Annotated in this window: 20 protein-coding genes, 1 tRNA gene and 1 pseudogene; 13 read left to right on the top strand and 9 right to left on the bottom strand. The window is 75.0% G+C overall.

All coding sequences use genetic code 11. From position 1 onward, the window contains the following. The first annotated feature begins 54 nt into the window (after window positions 1–54). Entirely contained in the window at window positions 55–612 is a 558-nt protein-coding gene (locus tag AC0I8G_RS14620) for a hypothetical protein (protein WP_471730560.1), read from the top strand. 53 nt (window positions 613–665) lie between these two features. Here the strand turns inward: AC0I8G_RS14620 and AC0I8G_RS14615 are convergent. After that, a tRNA-Arg gene (locus AC0I8G_RS14615) sits at window positions 666–738 on the bottom strand. A gap of 285 nt (window positions 739–1,023) precedes the next feature. On the opposite strand from AC0I8G_RS14615, the gene AC0I8G_RS14610 reads away from it, so the two are divergent. Beyond that, window positions 1,024–1,449 carry a hypothetical protein gene (locus AC0I8G_RS14610; protein ID WP_471730559.1) on the top strand — a complete coding sequence of 142 codons (426 nt, stop codon included), beginning with the start codon at window positions 1,024–1,026 and terminating at the stop codon, window positions 1,447–1,449. Here the strand turns inward: AC0I8G_RS14610 and AC0I8G_RS14605 are convergent. Beyond that, window positions 1,446–2,345, bottom strand: a complete 900-nt coding sequence (locus tag AC0I8G_RS14605) for an NAD(P)H-hydrate dehydratase (protein ID WP_471730558.1) — start codon at window positions 2,343–2,345, stop codon at window positions 1,446–1,448. The genes AC0I8G_RS14610 and AC0I8G_RS14605 overlap by 4 nt on opposite strands. Further along, a complete protein-coding gene (locus tag AC0I8G_RS14600; RefSeq protein ID WP_471730557.1) occupies window positions 2,345–3,103 on the bottom strand; it encodes a histidine phosphatase family protein in 759 nt (252 codons plus the stop codon). Before AC0I8G_RS14600 ends, AC0I8G_RS14605 begins: the two co-directional genes overlap by 1 nt. A gap of 156 nt (window positions 3,104–3,259) precedes the next feature. Here AC0I8G_RS14600 and AC0I8G_RS14595 point away from each other — a divergent pair, with 156 nt between their 5' ends. From AC0I8G_RS14595 to AC0I8G_RS14580, 4 genes are all read left to right on the top strand, one after another. Then, window positions 3,260–4,933, top strand: a complete 1,674-nt coding sequence (locus AC0I8G_RS14595; protein ID WP_471730556.1) for a PP2C family protein-serine/threonine phosphatase — start codon at window positions 3,260–3,262, stop codon at window positions 4,931–4,933. Between the two features lie 35 nt (window positions 4,934–4,968). Beyond that, entirely contained in the window at window positions 4,969–8,649 is a 3,681-nt protein-coding gene (locus AC0I8G_RS14590; RefSeq protein WP_471730555.1) for a hypothetical protein, read from the top strand. Then, window positions 8,646–8,837, top strand: a complete 192-nt coding sequence (locus AC0I8G_RS14585) for a hypothetical protein (RefSeq protein WP_471730554.1) — start codon at window positions 8,646–8,648, stop codon at window positions 8,835–8,837. Before AC0I8G_RS14590 ends, AC0I8G_RS14585 begins: the two co-directional genes overlap by 4 nt. Window positions 8,838–9,080: 243 nt before the next feature. Beyond that, window positions 9,081–11,168, top strand: a complete 2,088-nt coding sequence (locus AC0I8G_RS14580; protein ID WP_471730553.1) for a putative bifunctional diguanylate cyclase/phosphodiesterase — start codon at window positions 9,081–9,083, stop codon at window positions 11,166–11,168. 8 nt (window positions 11,169–11,176) lie between these two features. On the opposite strand, the gene AC0I8G_RS14575 is transcribed toward AC0I8G_RS14580, so the two are convergent. Next, entirely contained in the window at window positions 11,177–11,881 is a 705-nt protein-coding gene (locus AC0I8G_RS14575) for an SAF domain-containing protein (protein ID WP_471730552.1), read from the bottom strand. A gap of 92 nt (window positions 11,882–11,973) precedes the next feature. Here AC0I8G_RS14575 and AC0I8G_RS14570 point away from each other — a divergent pair, with 92 nt between their 5' ends. Further along, window positions 11,974–12,174: a hypothetical protein gene (locus AC0I8G_RS14570; RefSeq protein ID WP_471730563.1), complete on the top strand. Its 201-nt coding sequence runs from the start codon at window positions 11,974–11,976 to the stop codon at window positions 12,172–12,174. 14 nt (window positions 12,175–12,188) lie between these two features. On the opposite strand, the pseudogene AC0I8G_RS14565 reads toward AC0I8G_RS14570, so the two are convergent. The 5 genes and pseudogenes from AC0I8G_RS14565 to AC0I8G_RS14545 all read right to left on the bottom strand — a co-directional run. Continuing rightward, window positions 12,189–12,329: pseudogene (locus tag AC0I8G_RS14565) on the bottom strand (FmdB family zinc ribbon protein); the annotation flags it as partial. 85 nt (window positions 12,330–12,414) lie between these two features. Beyond that, entirely contained in the window at window positions 12,415–15,363 is a 2,949-nt protein-coding gene (locus AC0I8G_RS14560) for a phosphodiester glycosidase family protein (RefSeq protein WP_471730551.1), read from the bottom strand. Window positions 15,364–15,384: 21 nt separating this feature from the next. Next, a complete protein-coding gene (locus tag AC0I8G_RS14555) occupies window positions 15,385–16,878 on the bottom strand; it encodes a potassium/proton antiporter (RefSeq protein ID WP_471730550.1) in 1,494 nt (497 codons plus the stop codon). 53 nt (window positions 16,879–16,931) lie between these two features. Continuing rightward, window positions 16,932–17,900: a glycosyltransferase family 2 protein gene (locus tag AC0I8G_RS14550; RefSeq protein WP_471730549.1), complete on the bottom strand. Its 969-nt coding sequence runs from the start codon at window positions 17,898–17,900 to the stop codon at window positions 16,932–16,934. Window positions 17,901–17,989: 89 nt separating this feature from the next. Then, window positions 17,990–18,625 carry a 5-formyltetrahydrofolate cyclo-ligase gene (locus tag AC0I8G_RS14545; RefSeq protein ID WP_471730548.1) on the bottom strand — a complete coding sequence of 212 codons (636 nt, stop codon included), beginning with the start codon at window positions 18,623–18,625 and terminating at the stop codon, window positions 17,990–17,992. A gap of 168 nt (window positions 18,626–18,793) precedes the next feature. Here AC0I8G_RS14545 and galU point away from each other — a divergent pair, with 168 nt between their 5' ends. From galU to AC0I8G_RS14515, 6 genes are all read left to right on the top strand, one after another. After that, window positions 18,794–19,726: a UTP--glucose-1-phosphate uridylyltransferase GalU gene (galU, locus tag AC0I8G_RS14540; RefSeq protein WP_471730547.1), complete on the top strand. Its 933-nt coding sequence runs from the start codon at window positions 18,794–18,796 to the stop codon at window positions 19,724–19,726. A 60-nt stretch (window positions 19,727–19,786) separates the two neighbouring features. Beyond that, window positions 19,787–21,067 carry a molybdotransferase-like divisome protein Glp gene (gene glp / locus AC0I8G_RS14535; protein ID WP_471730546.1) on the top strand — a complete coding sequence of 427 codons (1,281 nt, stop codon included), beginning with the start codon at window positions 19,787–19,789 and terminating at the stop codon, window positions 21,065–21,067. After that, a complete protein-coding gene (gene moaC, locus AC0I8G_RS14530; RefSeq protein ID WP_471730545.1) occupies window positions 21,067–21,540 on the top strand; it encodes a cyclic pyranopterin monophosphate synthase MoaC in 474 nt (157 codons plus the stop codon). The genes glp and moaC overlap by 1 nt, the downstream gene beginning before the upstream one ends. Further along, window positions 21,533–22,033 carry a MogA/MoaB family molybdenum cofactor biosynthesis protein gene (locus AC0I8G_RS14525; protein WP_471730544.1) on the top strand — a complete coding sequence of 167 codons (501 nt, stop codon included), beginning with the start codon at window positions 21,533–21,535 and terminating at the stop codon, window positions 22,031–22,033. The genes moaC and AC0I8G_RS14525 overlap by 8 nt, the downstream gene beginning before the upstream one ends. After that, window positions 22,030–22,632, top strand: a complete 603-nt coding sequence (locus tag AC0I8G_RS14520; RefSeq protein WP_380157728.1) for a GNAT family N-acetyltransferase — start codon at window positions 22,030–22,032, stop codon at window positions 22,630–22,632. Before AC0I8G_RS14525 ends, AC0I8G_RS14520 begins: the two co-directional genes overlap by 4 nt. A 122-nt stretch (window positions 22,633–22,754) precedes the next feature. After that, window positions 22,755–23,570, top strand: a complete 816-nt coding sequence (locus tag AC0I8G_RS14515; protein WP_471730543.1) for a hypothetical protein — start codon at window positions 22,755–22,757, stop codon at window positions 23,568–23,570. The last annotated feature ends 88 nt before the right edge of the window (window positions 23,571–23,658 follow it).

Raw genomic sequence — 23,658 nt, 5'->3', positions numbered from 1 at the left:
ACCCTCCCGTGACCCACGGGGGCGATCGGCTGGGACCTCGCGGAGGATGTCGGGGTGGAGGAGGAACCGGTCGTCCTGGGGGCCGTCGGGATCCGGCGTGCGGTGGTGACCGCGGTCGGGGCCCTCGTCGTGGTCGGGGTGCTGGCTTGGTGGAACCCGTGGGGGGCCGCGGGGGTCTTCGGCTACGTCGGCGGCTACGTCGCTGTGGCCGCCCTCTGCGTCGTCTGGTCGGTGCTGGTCCACCGCGCCGACCGGGTCCGGTTGGAGGCGGAGGCCGTCGTCGTCGTCCGCCGGAGCGGGGAGACCTCCTACCCGTGGGCCGAGGTGCTCGAGGTGTCCTGGTCGACGACGACCTGGCCCTACGCCGGCAGCGGTCCGGTCCTGCGCCTGCGCGGCGGGGCCTACGACACCCCCGGGCCGAACGCGCCGGCGCAGATCGCGAGCCTGCCCGTCTTCGGGCGCGGTGCCGCGGAGACCAGGGGGCTGCTGCGGCGGGCCGCCGAGGCGCACGGTGTCCCCTACACGCCGAAGCTCCTCGAACTCATCACGACGGGGAAGCGGAGTCCCCGGCTCCCGGGGGAGCGGCGCGATGCCCGCGGCGGGTCCCTCTGAGCCGCGGGGGACCCGGGGCTCCAGAGGTGACCGCACGGCGATCGCGGACCAGGTGCCCCCAGCAGGATTCGAACCTGCGACACACGGTTTAGGAAACCGATGCTCTATCCCCTGAGCTATGGGGGCGCGGGGCAAGCCTACCGGGGGAGGGGCCGCGCGCTGCGGCGTGGTTCCGGGACCGCGCCCCACTGCGTCCGACCTCGTCGAACTACGACAGAGCGTCGTTGGAAACCTCCTGTGCTGCAAGCGAACGCAGAGGGCTCCCGGTGCCCCCGTGGTCACCGCTGCCCCGAACAGGTGCCTAGACTCAAGTCGTACAGAACAGCGACCGATGGCCTCACTGGTTGTCGGTAACGAGTCGACGGGGACTCCGGCACCAGGTCGATGTCGTCAACCGAGGAGTAACCGGAAATGCCCGCCACCCAGCTCCGCAACGACTCGCGCGCCACCCTTCGTGGTGACGTCCCCGCTCAGCGCCGCGCCCCCCGCCAGCAGGCCGCCGTCGCCGCCCTCGACGCCGCCCTCCAGGAGTCGGGCTGCATCCTGGTCTCGACCACCGTCGTCGAGACCGGCTGCACCATCGCCTTCTACGACGCACGCTCGCTCGGTCGCGCCGTCGACGTGATCGCCTCTGCGGCCACCGCGTCCGGCGACACCGCCCTCGCCGCCCGCGCCCGCCAGCAGGGGGCGGACGCGTGGAAGGTCACCGCGCAGCCGCAGACGTGGAACGCCGCCGAAGGCGACCCCCGCGCCTGCGACATCCGGTCCTCCACCAGCTGGCGCCTCGACATCCCGCTGAGCGACCTGGTCCCCAGCGCCGCCGCGCTGCTCGCCTAGACCTCGATCTCCGCGAGGACCGGCGGCACCTGCGCCGGCAGCTCGCGGGCGAGGAACCCGAGACGGCCCACCGAGCTGGCCAACCGGTCACCCGCGCGTCCGTGCAGGTGAGCGGCCCACACGGCCGCCTGGACCGGGTCCGCGCCCCGCGCGCACAACCCGGTGACGATCCCCGAGAGGACGTCACCGGACCCGGACACCCCGAGACCGGCACCGCCGGAGGCGTCGCGCCAGCACCGGCCGTCGGGAGCCGCGATCCACGACTCCCCGCCCCCGGCCGCCACCGCGCACCGGCTGCGACGGGCGAGCTCGACCGTCGCCCCGGCCACGTCCCGCTCCACCTCCTCGGGCTCGGCGTCCAGCACGATCGCCAGCTCCGACAGGTTCGGGGTCAGCACTGCGCCACCCTCCAGGTGGTGCAGGAAGGTGACGTCCGCGGTCACCGGCGCCAACCCCAGGGCGTCGAGGACGACGACGGTGCGCAGCCGGGGGACGAGTTGCGACAACAGCGACCGCACGTCCTCCTCGCCGATCGCCCCGACCCCCAGCAACGCCGCGTGGGCCCCTTCGACGAGCTCGGACAGCTCACCACCCTCGACCCCGCACGCCGGGTCGATCCCGCCCTCCGCCGTCTCGGGCAGGGGCAGCACCAGCGCCTCCGGGAGGGCGATCCCCATCGGGGCGGCCGTCGTCGTCGTCGTCGCGACCTGCAGCTTCCCCGCTCCGCACCGCAGGGCCGACTCCGCGGCCAGCAGGACCGCGCCCGGGGTCCGCGTGCTGCCACCGACCACGACCGTCCGGCCGCGGGACTCCTTCCCGGTACCGGGCGGCGGCAGCGGCCACTCGCGCAGGACCGCGGAGGTCACCGTCACAGCCCGGTCGGACACGTTGCTCATCAGGACCTCGGTTCGTCGTCGACATCGTCATCGGTCACCTTCACGTCCGCGACGGCCCGCGTGTCACCCGCCGCCCGCAGCTCCAGACCGCCGGGACCGGCCGCGTAGGAGGTCACCGAGCAGTTGGCCAGCGGGTTCTCCGCGTCGATCGCCAGCAGGCTGCGCTCGTCGAGACCCTCCAGCACCAGCCGGAAGTTCATGATCACCGCCTGGTGGGACACCAGGAGGACCCGCCGGCCCGGGTGCTCCTCGCGCAGCGAGGACAGGACGCTGCGGACCCGCAGCGCGACGTCGCACCAGCTCTCACCACCCGGCGGGCGGTAGTAGAACTTCCCGATCCGCTGCCTGCGGGCCGCCTCCTCGGGGAAGCGGGCCCGGACCCCGGCGCCGGTCAGCCCGTCCCACCAGCCGAGGTCGCGTTCCCGCAGCCGCTCGTCGGTCCGCGGGGTCGCCACGTCGTGGCCCGCCTCCCGCGCGGCGTCGACGATCGCGAGCGCCGTGCGGTGGGCCCGCTCGTAGGGCGAGCAGACCACGACCTCCGGCGGCGAGGGAGCCTCCGACGCCGTCGCCAGCCAGTGGCCGACGGCCTGGGCCTGGGCGCGACCGAGGGGGGAGAGCGGGACGTCGGCGTCCCGCTCGGCGATGTCCACCACCTCGGAGCGCGTCGCGTAGGCGTGCGCGTCGGCGAGGTTCCCCGTGGACTGCCCGTGACGGACGAGGACGAGTTCGGTGGGCCAGGGGCGGTCTGGAGCGATCACGGCTCCACCCTCACCCGCCCCGCGCCCCGCTGCCTCCCGAGGACGGCTCCGACCCCTCCGGTGGACGGGGATGACGGGAACGGGGCCGGGGATGACAAGGTGTGACCCACCCGCGGCGGTGATCGTCACCGTCACGGACCGGGCGAGGGGGTAGCCGTGACGAGGACGTGGCACCGCCTCATGACGCGGACGTCGCTGCAGCGACGGGTGTCCGTCATGGGGCTGTCGTTCCTCGTCGTCGTGCTCGTGCTGACGCTCGTCCTCGCGTGGAGCCTCATCGCCCCGGCCCTGCAGTCGGACGACCGCCCCGTGGAGAGCCCGTTCGAGGGCACCTTCCGCACCCGGGTCAGCGCTTTTCAGGACGACCTCGTCACCGCCCAGACGGCCCACCAGCTCTACGTCACCTCCGACACCGCGAGCTTCGCGCGCCGGACGGCTGACCGCGAGAGCGCGCTGGAGAAGTACGACCGCGACCGGGCCGTCCTCGTCGCCGACCTGCAGAACGAGCAGATGCCGACCCTGGGGGACGACGCGCCCCGGCAGCTCGCGGTCGTCCTGGACCAGGCGGCCCAGTGGCGTCAGGTGATCGACAAGCAGGCCGGGTTCAAGCAGGGCTCGGACGGGACGGCGCTCAGCAACTCGATCGTCAACGCACCGGCCGCCGCGGCGTTCTCCTCGCTCTACGACGACCTCGAGACGCTGCGCACCACGCTCGACGGTCGTCGCAACGCCGCGGTGAGCGAGTACCGGGGGGAGCGCAACCAGTTCCGCTACGTCCAGTTCCTCGTCGCCGCCATCGCCCTGCTCCTCGTGCCGCTGGCGCTGTACCTGGTGCGGCGCTGGGTGATCCACCCCCTCGGCTCGCTGTCCGAGCAGCTGGTGAAGGTGGGCGAGGGGGACCTGCAGACGCCCATCGCGCTGCCCGGCCCGCCCGAGCTCGCCGCCGTCGCCGCGTCCGCGGAGATGATGCGCAAGCGGATCCTCGACGAACTCGCCGACGCGGTCTCCGCCCGGGAGGCCCTCAAGCAGGGGCAGCCGCTGGTCGCCGAGGTCCGCGACCAGCTGAGCGCCCACGAACTGCCCGTCGTCGTCGGCTGGTCCTCCGCCGCCGCGTTGCGCCCGGCCGAGGGGCTGCTCGCCGGCGACTGGTACGACGTGCTGCCCCTGCCCGACGGCCGCTTCGCCGTCGTCGTCGCCGACGTCTCCGGTCACGGGGCGCGCGCCGGGATCGTCGCCATCCAGCTGAAGCGGCTGCTCGAGGCGGCCCTGCACCTCTCACCCGAACCCGACCTCGCGCTGGCCATGGCCGCACGCGTCTTCTCCGACGAGGCCGAGCGGTTCGCCAGCTGCGTCGTCGTGGTCGTCGACCCCGACTCCGGCACCGTCCGCTACGCCAACGCGGGGCACCCCGCGCCCCTGGTCCTGCGCCGCGACGACTCCGTCGACGGCGGGGTGCGCGTGGTCACCGAACTCGAACCCACCGGTCCGCTGCTGTCCTGGCTGCACCTGGACGTCCCCGGCAGCTGGCACACCGAGACGGCGTCCATGGCCCCGGGCTCGTTGCTCGTCGTCTTCACCGACGGCCTCACCGAGGCCCGGCCCACCGGCAGCACGGTGGAGCTCGGCATCGAAGGGGTCCTCGCGGCGTTGGGGGAGCTGCCGGAGCTGACCCCGCAGGCCCTCGTCGACGAGGCCCTCGACGTGGCCCGTCGCTACAGCGGCGGCCGGGCGCGCGACGACGTCACGCTGGTGGCGCTCTCCCGCGGGTCCGTGCTCACGTCCGCGGGTGTCCCGGCCATGCGCGACGGCACGCACGAGCCCCGCGCCTGAGCGGATCACGGCGTGCGGACGCCTATCGTTGGTCTGTGACACCTTCCCCCGCGATCGGCCCCGACTCGACACGTCGGCGCTGGTGGGCGGAGGCCGAGGTCCTCGGCGGCACGTCCGGTCTGCTGGACTGCCCCGTCGGCACCGACGCCGTGCTCGACCTCACCACCGCCCACCCCTCCGGACTCGCCCAGCTGCTCGCCGGCGGTCCCGCCCCGCTGTCCAGCCTGGTGCGCGAGGCCGGTGCCTTCGCCGAGGCCCGCCGCCGGGCCCGGACCACCCACCGCGTCGCCGGGGCGCTCCTCGCCCAGCGCGGCACCCGCTCGCTCGCCGTCGCCGTCGGCACGGTGGGGTGGTCGCTGGCGGGGGAGAGCAGCGCCGAGGAACTGGCCGAAGGGTCCGTCCCGGTCCTGCGCACCCCACGTCGCACGCCCGTCCTGCTGCGCCGCTGCACGGTGACCCCCTCGACGGAGGCCCTCGACGACTTCGTCGTCCAGCTGGTCCCCGAGGTGATCGTCAACCCCGTCCTCGTCCGCGTCGCCCGCGACGAGCTCGGCATCGCGCTCGACACCCGCCGCATCGCCTCCGCCGTCGGCGCGCACTGGGGCTTCGACCCCAACCCCGCCATGGACGAACTGCGCCGTCAGCTCGCGGGCACCACCGGGCTGCGGGTGGAGCGCCGGTTGGTGCTCGCCACCTTCGCGGACCCCGGCGCCGACCTGCTCGCCGACCTGCGCCGCCGTGGCGCCGTGGTGCGCGACCACCGGATCGTCTCGGCGCTCGCCGCCGGGCGGCCCGTCGCGCCCCCGGAGGACGACCCCCGGGCCGTCGTCGTCCCCGCCGACGAGATCGGCATCGCCCTCGACCCCGCCCAGCGGCGCGCCGTCGACGCGGTGCTCGCCGGCGGCGACCTGCGCCTGCACGCCCCGACGGGCACGGGGGCCACCCAGGTCGCGGCGGCCGTCATCGCCGCGACCGTCGCCGCGGGGGCGCGCGTGCTGCTCGTGGCCGACTCCGCCGCCGACCGTCGCGCGATCGACGAACGCCTGCGCGACAACGGCTTCGGACGGCTCGTGCTGCACCTCGTGGCCGACCTCGACCCCCGGGCCGGCGAGACCGACGCCCGCGACCAGGTCGCCGCCGCCCGCCGCGAGGTCGCGGCGCGCAACGCCACCGAGCGTCCCTCCGGTGCGCTGCCCGACGTCGCCGGCCCCGCCCGCGCGTTGGAGGACCACGCCCAGGCCATGCACCGTCCCCGCGCGCCGTGGGGGGTCAGCGTCCACGAGGCCATGGAGTCGCTCGTCGCTCTCGGCGAGCGCGACGTCCCGCCGACGACCTCCCGTCGGCTGCGGGGTGAGGACCTCGCCTCGTGCTCCCGCGAGGACGTGACGCGCTGGTCGAGCGTCCTCGAGGAGGCCGTCGACCTCGGCGCGTTCACCGTCGGGCCGGGCAGCACGCCCTGGGCCGGAGCCCGGCTGCGCAGCGACGAGACGGCCGCGCTGGCGCTGGCCCGCGTCGACGGGCTCGTCGGGATCCGGCTGCCCTCGGTGCGCGCCCTGCTCGCCACCGTCTGCGACGCCGCCGGTCTGCGGGGGGCGTCCTCGGTGTCCGAGGCGGCGGAACGCACCGACCTGCTCGACGGCGTCCGCACGACCATCGGCCGGTTCGGGCCCGAGATCTTCGCGCAGTCCCTGGGGGACGTCGCCGCGGCGACGGCGACGCCGCAGTGGCGACGCGAGCACGAGGTCCGCCTGGGGCTGCTGACCCGTTGGCGGTTGCGCCGGGCGGCCCGGGCCATGCTCCGGCCCGACGTGACCGCCGGGGACTGGGCGACGCTGCACGACTGGCTGCAGCAGGCCCGCAGCCAGCGGATGCGCTGGCAACGCGCGTGCGTGCGGGACAACCCGCCCTCGGTGCCGGCCGACCTGGACGCCCTGGTGGCGGCCGTCGACGGCCTCCGTCACGAGTTGGAGGCCCTCGCCGAGGTCCTGCCGCCCCGTTCCTGGGCCGAGCTCGGTGCGGACTCCCTCCTCGAGGTCCAGCTCCCCGAGCTGACGGCACTGCTGCGCCGCCTCGTCGCCGACGCCGCGGCCCTGGACACGCTGCCCCGGCGCACCGTGCTCCTCGAGGAACTCACCGCCGCGGGCTGGGGCGGGCTGCTCGAGGACCTCGAGGCGCGCTGGGCGGGACCCGGCAGCCTGCACCTGCCCTCCGAGGTGGAGGCGGCCTGGTGGGCCGGGATCCTCGACACGATCTCCATGACCGACCCGCTCGTCGGGACGGGGGAGGCGGGATCGCTGCGCCGGGCCCGCTACGAGCTGCAGCTCGCCGCCGTCGCCGGACGGGGCCTGCGTGCCGCCGCGGTGCGCTCCGCGCTCGACGCCCGCAGCACCTCCGACGACGAGGTCCTGCCGGTCACGGCGATGTCCGCGGCCGGGGTCGCCGCGCTGGCCGACCGCGTCGAGGAGACCGACCTGCTGGTCGTCCTCGGCGCCCAGGCCACCACCACGGCCGCCGTCCTGCCCGCGCTCTCCCGCGGTCGCCGGCTGCTCGTCGTCGGCGACCCCGCGCTGCCCGGTCCGGCCGACGTCCTCACGGCGTCGGAACGCCAGGACGAGCCGCAGGCCAGCAGCGCCAGCTTCTTCGCCGACACCGAGGGGTTGCTCCCCACCCTGCAGCTCGACCGCCAGCACGCCCTCCTCGACGACGGTCTCCTCCACGACGTCCCCGCGGGACTGGCTGCGGTGCAGGAGGTCTCGTTGCCCGGACCCGGGCTCGACGCCCGGGCCGTGGCCCGCACCTCGCACCGTCCGCCCGGTGCGCGCCGCGGTCCCGACGCGCTCGTGGACCTCGTCGCGGACCGGGCCCTCACCGCGCTGCGCGCCCACCCCGAGGAGTCCCTCGGGATCGTCGTCCCGGACGCGGCCGGTGCGGAACTCCTCGCCGACGCCGTCCGCCGCCGCGCCCTCGCCGAGGGACTCCCGCTGGCCGTCGGACGGGAGGCGCTGCTCGTCGCGACCCCGGCCCGCTGGGCGGGGGAGCGGCGCGACCACGTGCTCGTCGTCGCCGACGCCGTCCTCAACGGCGCGGGTCTCGGCGTGGCGGGCGACCCCGTCGCCGGCCGCGCGCAGGTCTGGATGGCGCTGACCCGTCCCCGGCTGCGCACCACCCTCGTGCTCGACGACTCCGGCTGGTCGGCCGAACAGGGCGCCGACGACGTCGCCACCCAGGCCCGTCGGATGCTCGCCCGCCTCGCGCTGTCCTGGGAGGAGTACCCCGAACCGCTCGAGCGTCCCGGCGCCTCGGCCCTCGTGCGCTCGCTCGCCGCGGCGTGCCGGGCCCTCGGGTTGCCCGTGGAGTGCGGGGTCGGGGCCTCCCGCCGGTTGGCGATGGTCGTGCGCGACCAGCGCGCCCGGGCCGGGGTGGGTCCGGGTCTCGTGGTCGAGGTCGACGACCCGGCGTGGGCCGCGGCCGGTCTGCTGGACCGCGAGGTCGACGGGCCGACGGAGTTCGAGCGTCGCGGGTGGCGCTACGTCCGGGTCCTGGAGTCCGACGTCTTCGCCGACGTCGACGCCGAGGCCGACCGGATCGCCCGGCTCTGGCGCGAGGCGCTCGCCGACACGGGACACGACCTGCCCTGGGTCGTCGACGTCACGGACCCGGGCGCGGAGTTCGACCTCGCCGCGGGTGTCGAGGACGTCGCGCGGGACGCGTCGTGACCCCGCGCGACGGCGAGCCCACCGGGTCCGTCGAGCCCACCGCACCCGAGGTGCCCGCGGAGCCGCGGGAGGCGCCGCTGGAGGACGAACGGTCCGGTGACGACCGCGACGAGGGCTGGGGCGAGCGGTCCGGCGGCGGTTTCGACGACGACTGGTACCTCTCGCAGCGCCCTCCGCACTGGGACTGACAGCACGCTCGTCGTTGCGCGAACGCACAGCGAGTGATCATCCACTCGCTGTCCGGCAGCTGTGGATGACTGCGCGCTCAACCAGAATGACTCTGGGTCGAAAGTTGGGATTCGACCGTCTCCGGGACTTCTGCGCAGCGCCCGCCTGCACCCATCATGGGCGCGGAACCTCGACCGGTGTCCCCCGGACGGGGGACGACCACGACACGTGGACGGTCCCTCGAGGGCGGCGGAAGGTGGAGGATGCAGCGCTCGTCGGCCACCCTCGTGGCCCCACGCCCGGCCCCCGTCCCCGCTGGCCGTCCCGCCGCCGGGGTGCCTGCCGGGGCCCTGGACGCGGCCGTCGTCGTGCTGGCCCTCTCCGTGGTCCTCACGGCCCTCCTCCTCGGGTCGCGCTCTCCGGCCCCCTGGCACGCGTCCGCCTTCTCCTCCGTGCTCGCCCTCGTCGTCCTGGCCGCGGAGTCCCGGTCGGTCACCCGCCGCACCTGCGGCGCCGACGTGCTGCCCGTCTCCTGGGGCTTCCTCGTCGCCCTCGTCGCCCTCGGGCCGTTGTCCCTCGCCCTGGCCGTCCGTGCCGTCCCCGCGCTGGTGCGCGACGTGCGCCAGGGCCGAGGACCACGGGCCCTCGTCACTGGGATCGCCACCTCCGTGGTCGGCGTCCTGGTCTGCCACCTCGTCATCGGCGGGCTGGTGGGAGTCGACACCGCCTCGGGGACCACGCTCCGATCGCCCGAGCAGTGGCCTGCCGTCCTCGCCGGCGGGGCCGCCGGACTCGCCGCGCAGGGCCTCGTCGGGCTGCTCGCCCGCCGGGTCCTCACCCGCCCTCCCCGCCGACCGCTGCGCACCGGCTCGGCCTCGGGCGCGCTGCTGTCGCTGGCCGTGATCGCCTCGGCTCCCGTGCTCGCCGTCAGCGCCGAGGGCGGGCCCTGGCTGCTGCTGCTCGTCTGCGTCCCCCTCGGCGTCCTGCTCGTCAGCGCGGTGCTCGCCCGGCGCCACGAACGACGCGCCGTGGTCGACGACCTCACCGGCCTGCCCAACCGCGAGGCCCTGCTCACCTCCACGGCCCGCGCGTTGCGTGGGGTCGGAGCCGGCGCCCGCGGCGGCCCGGGCCTGCTCGTCGTCGACCTCGACCACTTCAAGGACGTCAACGACACCCTCGGCCACCCCGTCGGCGACGCGCTGCTGCGCGAGGTCGCGGAACGCCTCGTCACCCTGGCCCCCTCCGATGCCGTCGTCGCCCGCCTCGGTGGCGACGAGTTCGGTCTGCTGGTCGTCGCCGCGGCCGACGCCGAGGTGCTCGCCGCGGCCGTCGTCGAGGACATGTCCCGGCCGCTGCGGGTGGGCGACCTGCAGGTCCTGCTCCCCGCGAGCGTCGGCGTCGCCTTGGCCCCCGAGCACGGGACGAACGCGCCTTCGCTGCTCAAGAGCGCCGACGTCGCGCTCTACCAGGCCAAGGAGGTCCGCGGCCGGTACCGCACCTACGCGGGCCGGCACGACGTCAACAGCATCGAGCGGCTGCGACTCCTCGGGGACCTCGGCCGCGCCGTCGACCGCGGTGAGCTCTACGTCCGCTACCAACCGCAGATCGACCCGCGCACCGGGGTCGTCGTCGGGGCCGAGGCCCTCGTCCGCTGGCAGCACCCCGAGCTCGGGGCCGTCGCCCCCGACCGGTTCATCCCCCTCGCCGAGCAGTCCGGTCTCGTCGCCGACGTGACCGCCGTCGTCCTCGACCAGGCGCTGGCCGACGTGGCGCGCTGGCGCGCCGCAGGGTTCAGCCCGACCGTGTCGGTCAACCTCTCCGCCCGGCTCCTCACCGATCACGACCTCCTCGCCCTCGTCGCGGGGGCGCTGCACCGCCACGGCGTCGACGCCTCCGCGCTCGTCCTCGAGGTCACCGAGACCGGGATCGTCTCCGACCCCGAACGGGCCGGGGCCGTGGTGCGCCGCCTGCGAGCGCTGGGCTGCGGTGTCGCCGTCGACGACTACGGCACCGGCCAGTGCTCGCTCACCTACCTGACCGACCTCGACGTCGACGAGCTGAAGATCGACCGCAGCTTCGTCACCGGGATGACCGTCGACCACGCCCGCGGCGTCATCGTGCGCTCGACGATCCTCATGGCCCGTGAGCTCGGCCTGCGCGTCGTCGCCGAAGGCGTCGCCGACGCCCCTACCCAGCAGGTCCTCGCCGACCTCGGCTGCCACGTCGCCCAGGGCGAGCACGTCGGCGACCCCATGTCGGCCGACGACGTCCTCCGGATGCTGCGCCGCCGGGTGCCCGAACCCGCCGGCGCCGTCGTCACCGCCCGCTCGCCGCTGGCCCTGGAGTCCTGAGCGGGCCCTCACGCGCCACGCACCGCGACGACCGTCCGACCCGCTGCCGCCGTCAACCGCGTCGCCGTCGCCGGCTCGACCGCGACCAGCACGCTGCTCCCCGTTCCCGGCGTCCCCGTCGAGGACCCGCCCAGCAGCCCGTCACCCGTCGAGGCGGTCGGCACCCGCAGCACCACCACGTCGCTCGCGATGCGCTCGGCCCCCGTCGCCGCACCCGTGACCGGGTCCTCGGTGCGGGCCAGGACGTCCACGTGCACCCCGGGCCCCAACCCGGCCAGCAGCGCCGGGTCGCCGACGTCCACGGTCACGGCCAGGGTCCCGACCGGCTGGGCGACCAGCAGCGAGGCCTGCGCGGTCCGGGTGTCGGTGAGCACCTCACCGGTGCGGACGGCGCTCGCGAGCACGGCCCCGGTCGCTGCCGACGGGGTGAGGAGCCCGCCGGGCAGGGTGTCCGCCGGTCGCTGCACGCTGCGGACGTCGGAGGGTCTGAGCAGCGCACCCACCGGTAGGTCCCGGGCGGCCACGAGGGCGGTGACCGTCGTGGGGGCGGGAGGAGCGAGGGTGGTGACGGCGATCCCGCCCGCCGCCGCGACGAGACCCGCGGCCAGCCACCGCCGGGTCAGGCGACGACGGCGGCGGGCGCGGGGCCCCTCGTCGCGCTCGGCGGGCGGGTCCGGCGTGGTGACGGCCGGGCGGAACGTGGTCGAGGGCATGGCCGGACGCTAGGTCCGCGCCCGGACGCGACAGGGCCCGCCGGCGGTCGGCTGTGGACGACGACCGCTGCGGCGGGCCTGTGGAGACCGCGGTGACTCAGGCGGCGGAGCTCGACCCGCTGCTAGAGCTGCCCGACGAGCTGCTGGTGCTGGAACTGCCGGTACCGGCGCTGGTGGAGCTCGTGCTGGTGGAGCTCGACGACGGCGTGCTCGAGCCGGTCGACTCCTTGGGCGTACTGCTGCTGGACGAGCTCTCCGAGGACGTGGACGAGCTCCGGGAGTCGTTGCGGTAGAAACCGGACCCCTTGAACACGATCCCGACGTTGTTGAACAGCTTCCGCAGTTGACCGGAGCACTCGGGGCAGACCGTCAGGGTGTCGTCGCTGAAGGACTGGCGGACCTCGAAGGAGTGTCCGCACGACTGGCAGGCGTAGGCGTAGGTGGGCACGCTGTCTCCGTAGCTCCTGGACCCCGGCTGGCACTCGGGGAGTTCGAGTGCCAATGGTACTCGGCGCGCGGGGCTCCCGTGGAGCTCAGCGCACGTCCCGCTCGTACCGGTCGACCAGCGGACCCGACGGCTGGAGCCGCAACCAGCCGTCGTCGGTGCCCGGAGCCGCCGCCCGCGCCGTCGCGGGGAGGCCGGCCCGGTCCGCGGCGACCGAGAGCACCGCGGCGTTCGCCGTCCCCACCCGCAGGACCTCCTCCTCGCGCCGGACCCCTGCGGGGGCGCCACCCTCGACGACGGCGACCCGCACACCGCGAGCTCGCAACGCCTCCGTCCACCGCCCCAGCAGCACCGACTCGTCGGGGTCGGTGAAGGGACCGGCGCTCACGAGCACGACGCTGCGCGAAGCCGCGCCCGCCGCCGCGAGGTCGTCGCGCACCCGGGTCAGGGCGTGGGCGTCAGCGCCGCGGATCGTGCCCGCCCGCGTGGCCACGCTCACGAAGCGCGTCCCCGCCACGTCGACGGCGGTGGCGGGTGGTCCCGTCGAGGAGAGCCCGCTCGCCGCCGGCGTCCCGACCTCACCGTCACCGGCGATCCAGGTCCAGGACACCGTCGGCGGCAGGCTCCGAGCCAGCACGGCCCGCACGAGGTCGACGTCCTGGGCCGTCCCGGGGGCGGCCGCCGAGCCGACGACGTCACCGGCGAGCAGGATCCGTTGCGCGCCGCCGGCGACCACACGGCGGAGTTCGCCCGCGAGGTGCTCCGCGGAGGAGGGACGGGCGGCGCTCACCGACGTGCCCGAGACCACCGCGACCCGGGCGGTCCGGAGGCCCGTGGCCGCCAGCGGTCCGAGCGCCGGGTCCGGTGCGCCCGATCCGGTGGTGGCGGCCGGCGGCACCGTGGCCTGCAGGGCCGCGACGTCGAGCGATCCCGCCCGGCGCGCGGCCACCGAGGTCTGGGCGAGGTAGATCCGTTCCAGGGCGACCGAGCGGGCTCCCGGGACCGGGACGCGCACGGTCCGCCAGCCGGTGAAGTCCACGCGGGAGGCGAAGGTGACCGGGCGGAGCGCACCGTCGACGACGAGCTGCCCGCGCAGCCAGCCGCCCTGCCCGTCCCCCCTGACCTGCAGGACGACCTCGCGGCCGCCGCTCGGCAGCGGCAGCGGGGTCCGCGCCACCAGGGCCGCCGTGCTCGTGCCCGCCGGCTGTCCGGTGAAGTCGTAGTCCAGGCGCAGCGCCGCCGCGACGCCCGGGAGGTCGGAGACGTCGACCCGGCGGAGCGAGGCGGTCGCCCGGGTCGCGTTCGTCGTCCAGCCCGCGGGGTCGTCGAGCGCGTCCAGGAGGACGGGACGGGTGCCGACCCCGACCGTCGCGGTCGAGGTGAGCCCCGCGGCGCTCAGCCGCAGGTCGACGCTCGTGGGGCCGGCGGCCAGGGCCGTCAGCCGCAGTCGACCGTCGGGGAGGGGGTCGGCCCGCAGCGCGGCGGGGTCGGTGGCGACGGTGACGTCGGTGGCGCTGAGCGGTGCCGAGCGGCCTTCCGCGTCGCGGCCCACGAGGGTCACGTCGGCGACGGTCCCGGGGCCGTCGAGGACCGTCGGCGTCTCGAGGTCCACCCGGCGCAGGGGGTTCAGGACCTCGACGTCGAGGGACCCGACCGCGCCGCCGAGGGAGGCGTGCAGGGAGGACAGGCCCGGTGCGGTGCCGCGGACCCGGGACCCCTCGACCGTGGCGACCGCGCCGTCCGTGCTGGACACGACCGGGGTCCCGGGGACGGGGGCGCCCGCGGAGTTCACCGGGACCGCCGCCACGAGACCGGTCAGGCCCGGGAAGAGGCGGGTCGGGGACCCGTTGCCGCGCAGCACGACCGACGTCGCGACGGGGGACGCCGCGGCCGGGACCAGACCGATGGCGTTCGCGACGGGACGCGCGGCGCCGTCGGAGGGGACGGCCACCTCGCTGACTCCCGCCTCGCCCGGTCGGCGGGCGACGAGCTGGGCGGAACCGCCGCCGTCGAGCATGACGGCACCGCGGGCGCCGGCCTGGACCATCCGCTGCGCGGTCTCGACGGCGGTCACCCCGCGCGAGCGGGAGGTGCCGCCGTCGATGGTCAGGAGCAGCAGGTCCCCGCCCGCGCTCCACCCGATCGCGGTCCGGGCGCGCAGGGCCGCCCAGGTCGGGTCCGTCGTGTCGATCGCCGCGACCGCCCCGTCGCGCACGAGTTCGAGGCGGGCGCCGAGGGCGAACCCGCGGGAGCCGGGGGTGAGCGCGTCGTCGCGGACCTGCAGGTCGGTCGTGGCGGGGGTGCCGAGCGCGGTCCCGGCCAGGGCGGTGGCGACCGTGCCGGTGGCGACGAGGACGAACCCGTCGCCCGGGACGGGCGTCGGGCCGGGGGGGCGGACCGCGCTGACCCGACCCGAGCGGACCTCCAGCTCGATCCCGGTGGGCGCGGTGAGGGCGCGGTCACCGCTGCCCCAGGCCGGGGTGAAGAGGGCGAGGGAGTCGGCCGGGACGGTGCGGGTCCCGAGCGCGGCCAGCGGGAAGCTCCGGCCGCCGAGCGACGCGCTTCCCTGGAGCAGGACCTGTCCGAGGCGGCCGACCCAGCCGCTCGCGCCGGCGTCGACGGCGACCGCGGTCTGCGGCTGGGCGTCGGCCTTGAGCGGGGTGCCGTCGAGGACCACGGGTCCGTCGGGCGTGCCGGTGCGGTCGATGTCGAAGAAGTCGCCGTTGACGGCGGCGACCGCGCCCGCGGCGGTGGCGAGGTCGGCGGGGGTCCGGGGGGAGGAGAGGTCCTGCTGGAGCAACCGCGGTGTCGTGGTGGAGCCCGCGCTCAGGCGCAGCAGGGAGCTGCGGACGGGGCCGGTGGCGTCGAGGGTCGTGCGGCGTTCGAGGCTCACCCCGGGGGCGATGCTCTGTTGCTCCGCCGAGACCTCGACGGGGTCGAGGGGGTCCGCGAGCGCCGGTGCGGCGGCCGCGGTGGTGAGCAGAGCCCCGAGGAGGGTGGTGCACACACCGAGGGCGACGTTGCGGAGGGCGCGCATCGCCTCACCGTAGTCGGGAGGTCACTCTCTGTGGTGCCAGTCGGCGAGCTTCCCGTACCGGCTGATCGCCTGCAGCCGTTCCTCCACCGCGGAACGTTCGGCGGTCGCGGTGACCACCAGCAGGTCGTCACCGCGACGCAGGACGGTGCGCGGCTGGGGCACGAAGGTCGCGCCGTCCCGCGCGACCAGGCTGACGTTGGCCCCGCGCGGCAGCCGCAGCTCGAACACCTCCACGCCGTGCAGCCGCGACGCCGGCCCGACCCGGACCTGCACCACGTCCGCGGACAGGGTGCCCAGCGGTGACACCTCGACGTCGAGGTCCTGCGTGGGGGTGGCGGAGATCAGCCCGAGCCGCCGGGCCAGGGGAGCCAGCGTCGGGGCCTGGACCAGGGTGAAGACGACCACCAGGACGAGCACGAGGTCGAACAGCCGCTCGGAGCCGGGGATGCCGGCGACCACGGGCACCGTCGCCAGCACGACCGGGACGGCCCCGCGCAGACCCGCCCAGGACAGGAACACCAGGTCCGGCCGGGGCATCCGGAACCCGACGAGGCTGACCAGGACCGACAGCGGGCGCGCGAACAGCGTCAGGACGAGCCCGACGAGCAGGGCGTCGACGAGAGCGCCCGGGAGCCGGGAGGGGCTGGCCAGCAGGCCGAGCATGACGAACAACCCGATCTGGGCCAGCCACCCGAAGGCCTCGGCGAAACCCCGGGTCGCGTGCCGGTGCGGGAGGCGCGCGTTGCCCAGCACCAGACCGCACAGGTAGGTGGCGAGGAACCCCGAGGCGTGCAGCACGTCGGCCACCGCGAAGGCCAGGACGGTGAGGGCCAGGACCGCGACGGGGTACAACCCGGAACTCGGCAACGCGGTGCGCCGCAACAACAACGCCCCCGCGGCCCCGATGCCGACCCCGAGCAGGGTGCCGAGGGCGAGTTCGAGGACCGCCTCGCTGGCGAAGAACCACCAGGCGTGCTCGGTGTGCCCGCCCGCGACCTCGGTCAGGGCCAGCACGGCGATGACGACGGGGGCGTCGTTGAGTCCCGACTCGGCCTCGAGCAACCCGGACAGCCTGCGCGGCAACGGCACCGTGCGCAGCACCGAGAACACCGCGGCCGCGTCGGTGGAGGACACGACGGCGCCGATGAGGAACGACACCGGCCAGGCCGTGTGCAGCAGCAGGTGCGCCCCGCAGCCGACGACCCCGATCGAGACGAGCGTCCCTCCCGTCGCCAGCACCCCGGCGGGGGCGATGACGCCGCGGATCGTCGACCACCGCGTCGTCAGTCCGCCTTCGGCCAGGATCAGGACGAGGGCCCCGTAGCCGAGGACCTGGGCGATCTCCGCGTCCGCGAAGGGGATCCCCAACCCGTCCTCGCCGAGCACCAGCCCGAGGGCGAGGTAGAGGAGGAGGGAGGGGAGCCCGGTCCGGGCGGCGAGCCGGACGGCGAGTACGGCGAGGAGGAGGACCCCGGAGGACAGCAGCAGGATGCGACTGAACTCATCCAGGGTCATGCGGCACCGTAGCGCGTCGGTCGCGGCACCGGGCGGTGATCAGCCGGCGGTGATCAGCTGGCGGTGCTCGGTTCCCGGTCGCCGGTCAGGTCGACCCGCGTCGGCCAGCCCTTGCCCCAGTCGGCACGTTCGTTCCACAGCGGCCGCCAGGTCTCACCACGGCGCAGGACGACCTCGCCGACGGAGCGCAGCGCGACCCCCGCGGTCAGCAGCCCGACGCCGGCCCTGGCCCGCCCCGGCGTCCAGTGCTTGATCGCGTACTCGGCCTTGCCGCGCAGCAGGAGTCGCTGCTTGGCGGTCTTGGTCGAGGACGACTTCCCGCCGGCGTGCACGACGACGGCCGCAGGGGTGATGGCCGGGTGGAAACCGGCGTCGGCCGCGCGCCGGTTGAGGTCGGCGTCCTCGCCGTACATGAAGAACTTCTCGTCGAAACCGCCCAGGGCGCGCCAGGTCTCCGTCGTCGCCATGAGGAAGGCGCCGCTGATGATGTCGACGTCGCGGACGCTGTCGCGGTCCCAGCGGCCCATCGATTCGGGGTCGAAGAGCGAGCTGCGCTTGAACGCCGTCGAGAGCCCGGTGGCGTAGCAGAACCAGCTCCAGAGCGAGGGTTGCGCGAAGCAGCTCGTGAGCGAGACGGAACCGTCGGGGTAGAGGACGCGGCCGCCGACGATCCCGCGGGTGGGGTCCTCGTCGAGGAACGAGAGCAGGGCGTCCACGGCCCCCGGCTTGATCATCGCGTCCGGGTTCATCAGCAGCACGGTCCGGCCGGTGGCCATCTCGGCGGCGCGGTTCACGCCCACGGCGAAGCCGAGGTTGTCGGGGGAGAAGTGCGTGCGCAGCTCGGGGGTGGTCTCCGCGCGCTCGCGCAGCAGCTGCTTCGTCTCCTCGCCCGAGGCGTTGTCGAAGGCGATGACCTCGAAGGAGGCTCGCGGCCTGGACTCGCCCGTGAGGGAGTCCAGGCACTGGGCGATCCACTCGGGGGCGTTGTAGGTGATCACCAGGATCGACACGTCCACACTCATGGCCAGGCGCTCCTCTTGACGTTCCGTATCGGTCTGGTCACCGTCGACGCGCGCACAGTGAACCACGAACCGCTCCGGGGCCGGGAGTCTCAGGCCGCCAACCACAACCAGCGGGACGGGGTGACGACGGCCTGGACGAGCCGGTCGTGGGGGAGCACGGGCAGCGGGCTGACCGCGGCGTCGAGCAGTTCGTCGTCGTGCACGACGGCCAGCACCGGCACCCGCGCGGGCACCCGCGCCAGCGCCCGGTCGTAGCTGCCCCCGCCCTGCCCGAGCCGGCGGCCGGCGGTGTCGACGGCGAGCGCCGGGACGACGACGAGGTCCACGGAGGCGACGGCGTGCGGGCCCAGCGGACCCAGCGGACCGGGGGCTCCGCGACGCGGCGCGCGCAGTTCCCAGCCGAGGTCGCCGTCCTCCAGCAGGACGGGCAGCAGGACCTCCACGTCGTGGCGCCGGAGCTCGGCGAGCAGGGTCTTCGTCCCGGGTTCACCGGTCGTCGAGGAGTAGCAGGCGATGCGGCGGGCGCCGGCCAGCAGGGGACAGCCGGCGAGGACGCGGGCGACCGCGGTGTCGACGGTCCGGGCGGTGTCGGTGTCCCGTTCGCGCCGGCGGGAGCGGATCCCCTGGCGCAGTCGGCGCTTGCAGGCCTCGACCTCGAGGACGTCCACGGTGACGGACAACGAGTCGACGACGAGGTCGTGGCCGGTGTCGGGGGTGGTGGGCACGGCGGCTCCTGGTTCGCACGGACGACGCGACGATTGTTTCGCCGGGGCGTCCTCCCTCTGAGTTTGCCTCGCCGCGGGCCAGAAGGGAATGCGTCGCGCGTCGTCCCCCGACGGCCCAGCACCGCAGCGGGCAGTGCACGACCCGGGACGGGCGGTAGCCTCCGGGCCATGACTGAACGCGACGAGCGTCCCGGCCGCACGGTTCGCAAGGCCGTGATCCCCGCCGCCGGGCAGGGAACGCGCTTCCTGCCGGCCACCAAGGCGATGCCCAAGGAGATGCTGCCGGTGGTCGACACCCCGGCCATCCAGTACATCGTCGAGGAGGCCGTGCGTGCGGGCCTCACGGACGTGCTGATGATCACGGGCCGCAACAAGCGGTCCCTGGAGGACCACTTCGACCGCAACGTCGAGCTCGAGGTGGGTCTGCAGGCCAAGGGCGACGAGGCCAAGCTGGCCCGGGTCCAGGAGTCCACCGACCTCGCTCAGGTGCACTACGTGCGCCAGGGCGACCCGAAGGGCCTGGGACACGCCGTGCTCGTCGCCGAGCAGCACGTGGGTGACGAACCGTTCGTGGTCCTGCTGGGCGACGACATCGTCGACGCCCGGGACCCGTTGCTGGACCTCATGATCAAGGTCCGTGAGGAGCGCGGCGGCAGTGTCGTCGCCTTCATGGAGGTGCCCCACGACCAGATCCACCTCTACGGCTGCGCGGTCGCCGAACCGACCGACACCGAGGACGTCGTGAAGGTGTCCGGGCTCGTCGAGAAGCCGAAGACGGAGGAGGCCCCCAGCGACCTCGCCATCATCGGCCGCTACCTGCTCGACCCGGCCGTCTTCGCCGTCCTGCACGAGACCGCGCCCGGCAAGGGCGGCGAGATCCAGCTGACCGACGCCCTGCAGGTCCTGGCCCAGGGCGAGGGGCCCGGCTACGGCGTGCACGGGGTCGTCTTCCGCGGCCGTCGCTACGACACCGGCGACAAGCTCGACTACATCAAGGCCGTCGTCCGGCTGGCGAGCGAGCGCAAGGACATCGGGGCGGACCTGCGCCAGTGGCTCGGCGAGTACGTCGCGTCGGGTGCGGGAGCCAGCACCCAGGCCTGACGTCTCCGAGGGCCTGCACGCCCGCAGGCCCTCGGCGTCCGAGCGTGACAACCTGTCGCGGTGAGTGTCGAGACCCTGACCACCGTCGCGGCGCACCGGGCGGCGTGCCTGGACCTGGTGCGGCCGCTGCCGCCGCTGGACCTGGCGCTGCGCGACGCCCTCGGCTGCGTGCTGGCCGAGGACGTCGTCAGCCCGCGGCCGCTGCCCGCCTTCGACAACTCCGGCATGGACGGCTACGCCGTGCGCCTGCGCGACGTCGCGGGCGCGACCGAGGAGACCCCGGTGGGTCTTCCGGTGGTCTCCGACATCGCGGCGGGCCGGGCCGACGCCGTGCGCCTGACGAGCGGGACGACCGCCCGGATCATGACCGGGGCGCCCGTCCCCGCGGGCACCGAGGCGATCGTGCCGGTGGAGTGGACCGACCGCGGCGTGAGCCAGGTGCTGATCCGCCAGGTGCCCGTGATGGGCCAGCACATCCGTCGCGCCGGCGAGGACGTCGTCGCCGGGACGCTCGTCCTGGAGGCCGGGACGCGGCTGGAACCCCGCCACATCGGCGTCCTCGCCGCGCTCGGGCGGGCCCGGGTGCGCGTGCGCCCGCGGCCGCGGGTGGTGGTCGTCTCGACCGGGACCGAGGTCGTGGAACCCGGTACGGCGCTGGCCCGTGGGCAGTTGCACGACGCCAACGGCTACCTGCTGACCGCGGCGGCCGAGGAGGTGGGCGCGCTGGCCTTCCGGGTCGGGGTCGTCTCCGACGACGCCCGCGAACTGGCCTCCGTCCTCGACGACCAGCTCGTGCGCGCCGACGTGATCGTCACCTCCGGCGGGGTCAGCGAAGGCGCCTACGACACCGTGAAGGAGGTGCTCTCCGGCCCCGGGGAGCACTCCGTCCGCTTCGACCGGGTCGGCATGCAGCCCGGGATGCCGCAGGGCTGCGGGACGCTCGGCGAGCACGCCGTCCCCGTCTTCACCCTGCCCGGCAACCCGGTCAGCTCCTTCGTCTCCTTCGAGGTGTTCGTCCGTCCTGCGTTGCGGCGCATGCTGGGAGCCGAGGGGCCCGACCACGAACGGCCCCACGTGCGGGCCGTGGCCGGGGCGCGCTGGACCTCGCCCCCGGGCAAGGAGCAGTACGTGCGCGCGGCCTGGACCCGCGACGCCGAGGGGCGCTTCGTGGTCGAGCCCGTCTCCGGTCACGGTTCGCACCTGGTGACCGGGCTGGCCCGTGCGACGTGCCTCGTGGTCGTCCCGGTCGGCACCTCCGTCGTCGAGGTCGGTGACGAGGTCGAGTGCGTCCTCCTCGGGCCGTTGCCCGGAGCGCCCGAGGCGCCGGGAAGGATGGCCTGATGGACCGTCTCACCCACCTCGACGACGCGGGGCACGCGCGCATGGTCGACGTCTCCGCCAAACCCGTCACGGCCCGCGAGGCCCGCGCCGAAGGGTTCGTCCGCTGCTCGCAGGCCGTGCTCGACCTCATCGCCGAAGGCGGTCTGCCCAAGGGCGACGCCCTGGCCGTCGCCCGGATCGCGGGACTCCAGGCGGCCAAACGCACCCCCGAACTCATCCCGTTGGCGCATCCTGTTGCCGTGCACGCGGTCGAGGTCGACATCACCCCCCGGTCGGACGGGGTGCGGATCACCGCCGTCGTGCGCACCGCGGACCGGACGGGGATCGAGATGGAAGCGCTGACCTGCGTCGTCGTCGCGGGGCTGACGTTCGTGGACATGGTCAAGGCCGTCGACCGGCGGACCGTCCTCGACGGCGTCCGGGTCACCGCCAAGAGCGGTGGACGGTCGGGGGACTGGAGCGTCGATGACTGAGGCCAGGGCACTCGTCGTCACCGTCTCCAACCGCGCCTCGGCCGGGGTCTACTCCGACCGGTCCGGCCCGATCGTCGTCGAAGGGTTGCGGGAGAGCGGGTTCCTCGTCGACGGGCCGCTCGTCGTCCCCGACGGCGACCCCGTCGAGGAGGCGCTGCGGGACGCGGTGGCCGCCGGGTACGACGTCGTCGTCACCAACGGCGGGACGGGGCTGAGCCCGCTCGACCTCACGCCCGAACGGACGCGACGTGTCCTGGACTACGAGGTTCCCGGTGTGCCGGAGGCGATCCGGGCCTACGGGGTGGCCCACGGGATCGCGACCTCGGTGCTGTCGCGGGGGATCGCGGGCGTCGCCGGCCGGACGTTCGTGGTGAACCTGCCGGGCTCGCCCGGCGGCTGCAAGGACGGTGTCGCGGTGCTGCAGGGTTTCCTCGTCCACGCCGTCGACCAGCTGCACGGTGGGGACCACACCCCTCCCGGCGGACCCCGGTGACCCCGACCTGGCCCGTCGAACTGCGCGAGGGGGCCGTCCGCCTGCGGCCGTTGCGCCGTGGTGACGCCTCGACGTGGCGCCGGGTCCGCGCCGCGAACGCCTCCTGGTTGCGGCCCTGGGAGGCCACGAGCCCCGAGGGCAGCGGGCCGGCGCCGACGTTCCCGCAGATGGTCCGGGGTTTCTCCCGCGAGGCCCGCGCCGGACGGATGCTGCCCTTCGTCGTGGAACTCGACGGGAACCTCGTCGGTCAGATCACCGTCTCCGGGATCACCTGGGGGTCGCTGCGTTCCGCGCACGTCGGGTACTGGATCGACCAGCGCGTCGCGGGGCGCGGAACCATCCCGATCGCCCTCGCCCTGGTCGGGGACCACTGCTTCAGAGCCCTTCGGCTGCACCGGATCGAGGTGAACATCCGGCCCGAGAACGCTGCGTCGCTGCGGGTGGCGGAGAAGCTCGGGATGCGCGACGAGGGACTGCGCAAGGCGTTCCTGCACATCGACGGTTCCTGGCGCGACCACCGGACGTTCGCGATGACGGCGGAGGAGGTGCCGGAGGGTCTGCTGAACCGCTACCGGTCCTCGCGCGGGGCCCGCCACTGAGCCGTGCGCGGGACCGTGCGTGAGGCCGTGGGACGGTGCAGCGCACCTCCGCCGCAACTCCACCGCGCGACACGCCCGGACGTGCACGATCTTCCCGGCCGTGAGCCCTAGCGTTGCGTTTCGTGCCCGCCAGCAGTCTCATCTTCCTCGTCATCATCGTCCTGTGGGCTGCCTACCTCGTCCCCGGTGCGATCAGGAAGCACCGACGGGTCGCGTCGGCGAGACAGGCCGACCGCGACTCGCAGGCGATGCGGGTCGTCGTGCGCAGGAACTCCGCGCCGGTGGGCCAGGCCCTCGCGGCCGCCGCGGTGAACGCCGCCGCCCTCGGCGCCTCCAGCCGTCCCGTCCTCGGGGGGACCGGGAGCCCGGCCCTCCCCGCGGTGCCGTCGGCATCGGTGTCGGTGTCGAGCCCCGCTCCCTCGCTCGTCCGTGCCGCTCCGTCGGCCCCGTCGTCGCGCACGGTCTCCGCCGTGGTCACCCGCCGCCGTCGACTGCTCGGCACCGTCGTCGGTCTCACCGTCCTCGGCTGGCTGACCGTGCTCGTCGGCCTGGCGCCCTGGTACTCCGGTGCCCTCCCGACGCTCGGCCTTCTGCTGGTCGTCGCCGCGTTGTCCCGCCACGGTGCGGCCAGGTCGGCCCGCCCCGTGGCCGCGCCCTCGCGCGTCACCGAGGTCACGCAGGTCACGCAGGTGCTGCCCGTCCTGCGTCCGAGCGCACCGACCGTCCCCGTGCAGCGGGAGCAGAAGCCGTCCCCCCTCGCCGGCGACCGCAGCTGGCAGCCCGTGCCCGTGCCGCTGCCGACGTACCTGCTCAAGGACAAGGCCCCCTTCGTCGCCCCGCCGCTGCCCGCGGTCGCCGTCACGACGGAGGAGTGGGAGGACGAGCTGGCCACCCGCGTCATCGACCTCCGCGACCACGCGAGAGTCGTCAACCAGTAGCTCCCCGTGGTCCGAGGCGGGGTGCGGGACTGGTAACCTCTTCTCCGTTGCCGCGTCGTCCGGAGCTCCGGGTGCGACGAGGGAACGG

This window comes from Kineococcus sp. AC630 (assembly GCF_979255925.1).
The sequence above is the reverse complement of the archived record's forward strand: the minus strand, read 5'-3'. Positions and strand labels throughout refer to the sequence as shown.

Excerpts from the sequence above, each read along its gene's own strand:
- AC0I8G_RS14610 (WP_471730559.1), top strand. The coding sequence starts at position 1,024 with ATGCCCGCCACCCAGCTCCGCAACGACTCGCGCGCCACCCTTCGTGGT.
- AC0I8G_RS14605 (WP_471730558.1), bottom strand. The coding sequence starts at position 2,345 with ATGAGCAACGTGTCCGACCGGGCTGTGACGGTGACCTCCGCGGTCCTG.
- AC0I8G_RS14580 (WP_471730553.1), top strand. The coding sequence starts at position 9,081 with ATGCAGCGCTCGTCGGCCACCCTCGTGGCCCCACGCCCGGCCCCCGTC.
- AC0I8G_RS14575 (WP_471730552.1), bottom strand. The coding sequence starts at position 11,881 with ATGCCCTCGACCACGTTCCGCCCGGCCGTCACCACGCCGGACCCGCCC.
- AC0I8G_RS14560 (WP_471730551.1), bottom strand. The coding sequence starts at position 15,363 with ATGCGCGCCCTCCGCAACGTCGCCCTCGGTGTGTGCACCACCCTCCTC.
- AC0I8G_RS14555 (WP_471730550.1), bottom strand. The coding sequence starts at position 16,878 with ATGACCCTGGATGAGTTCAGTCGCATCCTGCTGCTGTCCTCCGGGGTC.
- AC0I8G_RS14550 (WP_471730549.1), bottom strand. The coding sequence starts at position 17,900 with ATGAGTGTGGACGTGTCGATCCTGGTGATCACCTACAACGCCCCCGAG.
- galU (WP_471730547.1), top strand. The coding sequence starts at position 18,794 with ATGACTGAACGCGACGAGCGTCCCGGCCGCACGGTTCGCAAGGCCGTG.
- moaC (WP_471730545.1), top strand. The coding sequence starts at position 21,067 with ATGGACCGTCTCACCCACCTCGACGACGCGGGGCACGCGCGCATGGTC.
- AC0I8G_RS14525 (WP_471730544.1), top strand. The coding sequence starts at position 21,533 with ATGACTGAGGCCAGGGCACTCGTCGTCACCGTCTCCAACCGCGCCTCG.